Genomic DNA, 6,587 nt, shown 5'->3' with positions numbered 1-6,587 from the left:
GAGTGCCCGGTGAGCCATTGCTCCGGGCGGGCTGCCGCAAGCGCTTTTGCGCCGGTGCGGCGAGACGTATCACGAGCGTGAACGGCGCCGGATTGCGGTGAGCAACCCGGCGCCGCTTCTAGACCTTTAGGGCGAACCAGTAGAAGCCGTGGCCTGGCAGGGTTAGTAGGTAGGGGAGTTCGCCGACTGTTGGGAAGGGGACGCCGCCGCGGCATTCGACGGGGGTGTAGCCCTGGAAGCGGCGGAGGTCGAGTTCGACTGGTTGGGGGTGTTTGGAGAGGTTGTTGACGCACAGGACGCGGTCGTTGCCGTCCTCGCGGAGGAAGGCTAGGACGGCGGGGTTGGGGGACCAGAGTTCGATGAAGTCGCCGGTGCCGAAGATCGGGTGTTGGCGGCGGATCTCGAGCATCTGGCGGGTGAACTGGAGTAGCGAGGACGGGTTCTGCTGTTGGGCCTCGACGTTGACCGATGGGAAGCCGTAGATCGGGTCCATCACGGCGGGCAGGTAGAGGCGGCCGGGGTCGGCTTGGGAGAAACCGGCGTTGCGGTCGGGGCTCCACTGCATGGGGGTGCGGACCGCGTCCCGGTCCTCCAGCCAGATGTTGTCGCCCATGCCGATCTCGTCGCCGTAGTACATGACCGGTGAGCCGGGCATTGACAGCAGCAACGCGGTGAACAACTCGATCTGGTCGCGGTTGTTTTCCAGTAGGGGCGCCAGGCGTCGCCGGATGCCCAGGTAGGCCCGCATTCGGGGGTCCTTGGCGTATTCGGCGTGCATGTAGTCGCGCTCTTCCTCGGTGACCTGCTCAAGGGTGAGCTCGTCATGGTTGCGAAGGAAGATGCCCCACTGGGCGGTCTCCGGGAGCTTCGGGGTCCGCGACATGATCTCGGAGATGGGTTCCCGGTTCTCTCGCCGTACGGCCATGAAGATGCGCGGCATGAGCGGGAAATGGAAGGCCATGTGGCATTCGTCGCCGCCGGTGAGGGGGTCGCCGAAGTATTCGACCACGTCCTCGGGCCAGCCGTTGGCCTCGGCCAGCAGGACGCGGTCGGGGTAGTTGGCGTCCACCTCGGCGCGGATGCGCTTGAGGTAGGCGTGCGTCTCCGGGAGGCCGGAGCAGTCGGTGCCCTCCCGCTCGAACAGGTACGGCACCGCGTCCAGACGGAACCCGTCCACGCCCAGGTCCAGCCAGAACCGGAGGACGTCCAGCATGGTCTCCTGGACGACCGGATTGTCGTAGTTGAGGTCGGGCTGGTGGTGGAAGAACCGGTGCCAGTAGTACTGCTTGCGGACCGGATCGTAGGTCCAGTTGGACTCTTCCGCGCCGACGAAGACGATCGGCACGCCGTCGTAGGTGGTCGGGTCGTCGGTCCACACGTAGAAGTCGCCGTAAGGACCGTCCGGGTCCTCGCGGGACGCCTGGAACCACGGGTGCCTGTCGCTGGTGTGGTTCATCACCAGGTCGGTGATGACGCGCAGGCCGCGCTGGTGGGCGGCCTCGATCATGGCCGTGAAGTCGGTGAGGTCCCCGAACTCCGGAAGGATCTTCATATAGTCGGAGATGTCGTAGCCGCCGTCGCGCAGCGGCGACTGGTACAACGGCAGCAGCCAGAGGCAGTCGACCCCCAGCCACTTCACGTAGTCCATCTTCTCGATCAGCCCGCGCAGATCGCCGGTGCCGTCGCCGTTGGAGTCCTTGAAGCCGCGGACGAGAACCTCATAGAAAACGGCCCTTTTGTACCAGCCGGGATCAAGTGACATCTGGGTGTCAGAAGCCGGCTCTGGGCATGGCGAAGCAACTGTCATCGAACATCGCTTTACGGGGAGGAGTGTTGTTCAAGTCCGCAGCTCAGAGCAGCGTTCCGCAGAAGATAGCATCTGACCTGTCTTGACATATAACGGTTACGTAGCCCTTACAACGGCTTTTCCGGCGTTTCTGTGCGGTTACTGGGAGTCATCTCACCAGCGCTCCAGGGAGGCGTGAGGTCGCCCAGAACGTCCTCATAGTCTGCCAGCCAGGAACCGAAAAGCACTAAACCGCGCAACCAAAAACGCGAATTCCATGATCCGAAGGCTGCCAGCGCGTCCGGACCCGCCGCGACCACGTCCAGCATCTGCGGGGACATCAGCCCGGGGATCCTGGCCGCCTTGACCAGCATCGTGTGATTCCACTCACGGGCGGCCGGACCTCCCGAGCGCAGCGGCACCCGCCGGTGCGGCAGCGCGCCGTTCGTCGACGGCAGCGACGCCACCCTCGGGTTGGCGGCACGCAGGATCTCCCGGTAGAAGCGCCCGCCCTCCTTCCGGGCCACCGGCACCGACAGCGCCGCGTCGAAGAACTCCGGATACAGGAACGGGAAGACCGGAGTCGCCTCCGGGCCGACCAGATTGACCGGAGAACGGGCGATCCCACGCGCCGTCCTGGTGTGCAGCACGCTCAGCGGCAGCTCGCTGCGGTGCCCGCGCAACATCGAGGTGGCCTGGTCGAAGGCCACGCTCACCGTGTCGTCCATCCAGGCACTGGCGTGCTCGCTCAGCACCGGCAGATGCGGGTCGCCGGTGGCCAGCGCGGCCAGCAGCGCCTTCCGGCGATCCTGTCCGGTGCCCGCGCCCACCGCGTCCGCCGTGATCAGGAAGTTCTTCATCAGCGGCCCGCCCGCGAGCCCGTCCACGACCGCGCGCCCCGCCTTGTGGACTTCCCTCGCGAACGGCGAATACCAGGCGTGATGGCTGGTCAGATACTCCAGCCGCCGCGCCGCCCAGCGCGCCTCGTCCGGGTAGTCCTCGGCGCGCTGCGGCACGATCCGATGCTCGATGCCCAGTTCGCGGGTGATGTACCGGGCGAAGTCGATGTCGTTGTCCAGCCCGTCGTCCGGGCTGGTCGTCCAGGACAGGATGTCCTTGCGCTGCGCCACCGCCACGCTGGCCAGCAGCCGTGAGTCGTACCCGCCGCTCACCGGCACCAGCACCTGCTCGTACGGCTTGAGCGCCTCATGCAGCAGCGCCACGATGTCCGCGCCGGTCACGCCACGATCGAACTGCTCCTCGCGGACCCAGCGCGGCGCCCGCCGATCCACGCTCAGCCGCCCCCTGGCCCGCGACCAGCTCAGCGCCGTCGCCCCCGGCAGCCGCTTGATCTGCGCGTACGGCGTGTCCTCCAGCAACGGGTAGGTGAGCTTGAGAATGGCCGCCCACGCGTTCCAGTTCACCTCGTACGGCCGGCGGGCCAGCGCCAGCAGCGGCTCGATCAGGCCGGAGAAGTAGACGGCGTCGCCATCGGTCAGGTAGTAGACGTCGATCAGCCCGAACGCGCCCGTGTGCAGCGTGACCAGGTCCGGCGCGTCGATCAGGCCGGGCGTCTCGTAGGTCTCGGCCACCCGCAGCCAGTCGCCGCCGCCGATCGGCTGCCGGTCGCCCCACGAGAAGGCGGCCATCGTCGGCCCGCTGTCGTACGGCGTGAGCGGGCCCGAACTCAGCACGGCGGCGTCGCGGGTGACGTACGCGGCCTCGACCGCGGGCCCCGAGCGGGCCAGCAGATCCAGCCGGGACTGGTCGAAGGGCCCGAAAGCACCGCACACATACGGCCTGGCCAGGAATGCGGGCCACTCACCTCTGCGCACGTCTGATCCCTCCTGATCGGTGTTCCGAAGAGTTTAAGGAGGTGAGGGGTGCCCTTGGTGTCGTATTGACGTCTTCTGGTGCCCGGTATGCGGATATTGTGACCGCTATGAGTGAGCTGGAGAGCGTCCGGCAGGCGCTGGCGCAGGCCGTCGAGCAGGCTGCGGGGGCCGCCGAACTGGCCCGGCTGCTCGTGGATTATCAGGCGCGGCTGGACGAAGCCGCCAGGACCGAAGCCGACGCCCTGACCCGGGCGAAGGCGGCCGAAACCCGGCTGAAAGCGGTCGAACGGCAGGCCGCCCAGCTGGCCAAGAACCTGGCCGAGCAGCGTTACCAGACCGAGGTGGCGCAGTGGAAGCTGGAGTCGGTGCAGACCAGCCGGTGGTCCCAGCTAGGCGACGCGATCCAGACCAAGAACCCGGGCACGGTCGCCAGGACGCTGAAGGCTCCGATCAAGAAGCGTCCCGCGCCCAAACGCTCCGATTTCAGGCCGGATCCGGTCGTGCCGGAGGTCACCGTGCCGGCGGTCGCCCCGGATCCCCGCGGGCCGGTCGTGTCCACGCCGCTGGCCGAGTCGTTCGTGGTGCCGAAGGGGCCGCTGGTCCGGCCGTACCTGACGGTCGCGGCGATCGTGGACCGGCAGACCGAAGCCCTCATGCGGTACGAGTGGCGGCAGGTCACCAACTTCGGCCCCGAGAACTGGCAGGCCATGCTGGAGGAGCACCAGCCGCACGTGCTCTTCGTCGAGTCGGTGCGGTCCGGGCCGCGCCAGGGCAACGGCGGGCGCTGGCTGGAGGCCTTGGAGGGGCAGTCGCGCGCGCTGCGGGACCTGGTGGAGGCGTGCAAGAAGCGCGGCGTGAAGACCGTGTTCTGGCATTCGTCCGGTTCTGTCGGCAAGGCATTCCCGGCCGCGGAATTGTTTGAGTATGTCCTGGCGACCAACGAGGCCCGCGCCAGGGAATGGCGATCGGCCCTGCGCCACGACCGCGTCGGCGTGCTCCCGCACACCGTCCAGCCCCGCGTGCACAACCAGATCCCCGCCCTGGACGGCCGGAGCTCCGACGAGATCCGCACGCTCGGCATGGTCGACGGCGAATGGCAGCCGCTGATCGGGCAGTCATCTTCCGATAAATCCACTTATGACGATGTGCTGACGGCCTACCGGCAGCCCGCCCTCGTGATCGCCGGCGTCGACGCCGATCCCCGCGTGATCGCCGAAATCGAAGCCTGCGGCACGCCCGTACTCTGCCTGACCGGCAGCAAGCCCCCCGAAACCCTCGACGGCGCCGCCCCCCACCCCCACCTGGCCTGGCGCGCGACCACCGCGGTCACCCCGTTCCTGGACCCGATCATGGACACGATCGGCGTCCCCAGCGTGCGCAACGACACCGTCGTCTCCGCCATCGCGGCCGTGGCCACCTCCGCCGAACTCGACCACCTGGTCACCCAGCTGGCCCGGCAGCACCGCCGCCCCGAACAGCTGGTGATCGTCGCCGACGGCTTGGCCGCCGGGCTCGTCGAGAAATCCCTCCAGCCCCTCGGCGTCGACGCGGTCGTCCGCTCCACCGGCCCGCTCACCCGCGGCGCCGCCCTCGACCGCGCCCTCCGCCTCGCCGACGGCGACTACATCGCCGTCTTCGACCCCCGCGACCTGTACGGCGAGCACTACCTCGCCGACGCCCTCCGCCACTTCGCGTCCACCGACGCCGACATCATCGGCAAGGCCTCCTGCTACATCAAGGTCGCCGGCGCCACCCTGCTCCGCCAGCCCGGCACCGAACACCGCTTCCTCGCCGAAGTCGCCGGCGGCACCCTGCTCGCCCGCCGCCAGCCCCTCCAGGACCTGGGCTTCGCCGACATCACCGACGACTGGGACGAAGTCCTCATGCGCCAGGCCCGCGCCGACACCATCCGCGTCTACTCCGCCGACCGCTACTCCTACGTCTGCGTCCGCGCCATCGCCGAAGGCCGCCTCTTCGGCTCAGCCACCCTGGAGGGCTACGTCCCGGCCGAATCCCTGGCGCTCCTGTAAAGCACGTGCTGTCCCGGTGCGGTGCCAACCACCGCCCGCGTGAACGGCGAGTGGCTGGTCCCTTAGGGCTTGCGGGCTAGACCGCCCCAGCCGAGCGCCGCGAATCTCCGTAACACCGCGGCGTCGATGAAGTCGACGGTGTCCAGTTGCTCGAAGTCGCCGAAGAATCGGTTGATCTCTTCGACCGTCCGGGGGAACAGCCCGCTGCCCCGCGCCGTAGAGTAGGTGTCGTTCACCTGATCGGTGTCACTGCGACGCGATTCCGCCACGGACATGTGGCTGACCACCAGGTAGCTTCCCGGCGCCATCGCCTCCCGGATCTTGGCCACCTGGTCGTACGGGTCGGCGACGTGATGCAGCACCGCGACCATCAGCACCCCCACCGGCTCGGACCAGTCGATCAAGCCCGTCTTCGCGGCCTCCATCGTGATCTTCTCGCTGTCGGCGATGTCCGCCTCGATCATGGCGACCCCCTCCGAGCTCGCCAGAATCGCCCGCCCATGCACACAGACCACCGGGTCGTTGTCCACATAGACCACACGTGCGTCCGGCGCCGCCGCCTGGGCCACCTGATGAACGTTGTTCTGGGTCGGCAACCCCGCGCCCACATCCACGAACTGCCGAATCCCGCACTCCCGCACCATGAAGGTGACAACATCCCCCAGGAACTTCCTGTTGATCCTGGCCCCCTCCTTGGACTCGGGGAACGCCTTCAGAATCTCCGCCACAGCGGCCCTGTCCGCGGCGAAGTTGTCCTTGCCCCCGAGCATGAAGTCGTAGATCCGTGCAGAGTTAGGCGTCGTAACGTCCACACCACCGGGGGGTTTGCGGTCGACCATGGGCGCATCGTATCGCGCCACATGCCCGAATCACCGGCAATGCGCGCCCACCCTCCCGCTGCCGGCGACCTTTCAAAGTCTCTCCAGGTCAGGGTCT

The 6,587-nt window shown here is 67.8% G+C and carries 4 protein-coding genes; 1 reads left to right on the top strand and 3 read right to left on the bottom strand.

What is annotated here, in order from left to right; all coding sequences use genetic code 11:
- Positions 1-118 precede the first annotated feature (118 nt).
- Together treS and Aple_RS47420 are read right to left on the bottom strand one after the other, a co-directional pair.
- Positions 119-1,762, bottom strand: a complete 1,644-nt coding sequence (treS, locus tag Aple_RS47425; protein WP_246265431.1) for a maltose alpha-D-glucosyltransferase — start codon at positions 1,760-1,762, stop codon at positions 119-121.
- Between the two features lie 152 nt (positions 1,763-1,914).
- Entirely contained in the window at positions 1,915-3,621 is a 1,707-nt protein-coding gene (locus Aple_RS47420; RefSeq protein ID WP_155351369.1) for an asparagine synthetase B family protein, read from the bottom strand.
- 107 nt (positions 3,622-3,728) lie between these two features.
- Here Aple_RS47420 and Aple_RS47415 point away from each other — a divergent pair, with 107 nt between their 5' ends.
- On the top strand, positions 3,729-5,651 hold the full coding sequence (locus tag Aple_RS47415; RefSeq protein WP_155351368.1) for a hypothetical protein: 1,923 nt from the start codon (positions 3,729-3,731) through the stop codon (positions 5,649-5,651).
- A gap of 62 nt (positions 5,652-5,713) precedes the next feature.
- Here Aple_RS47415 and Aple_RS47410 read toward each other — a convergent pair whose 3' ends face one another.
- Positions 5,714-6,490, bottom strand: a complete 777-nt coding sequence (locus tag Aple_RS47410; RefSeq protein WP_155351367.1) for an SAM-dependent methyltransferase — start codon at positions 6,488-6,490, stop codon at positions 5,714-5,716.
- Positions 6,491-6,587: the final 97 nt, after the last annotated feature.

Origin of the sequence: Acrocarpospora pleiomorpha (genome assembly GCF_009687885.1) — a bacterium.
Lineage (GTDB): Bacteria > Actinomycetota > Actinomycetes > Streptosporangiales > Streptosporangiaceae > Acrocarpospora > Acrocarpospora pleiomorpha.
The sequence above is the reverse complement of the archived record's forward strand: the minus strand, read 5'-3'. Positions and strand labels throughout refer to the sequence as shown.

Excerpts from the sequence above, each read along its gene's own strand:
- Aple_RS47415 (WP_155351368.1), top strand. The coding sequence starts at position 3,729 with ATGAGTGAGCTGGAGAGCGTCCGGCAGGCGCTGGCGCAGGCCGTCGAG.
- treS (WP_246265431.1), bottom strand. The coding sequence starts at position 1,762 with ATGTCACTTGATCCCGGCTGGTACAAAAGGGCCGTTTTCTATGAGGTT.
- Aple_RS47410 (WP_155351367.1), bottom strand. The coding sequence starts at position 6,490 with ATGGTCGACCGCAAACCCCCCGGTGGTGTGGACGTTACGACGCCTAAC.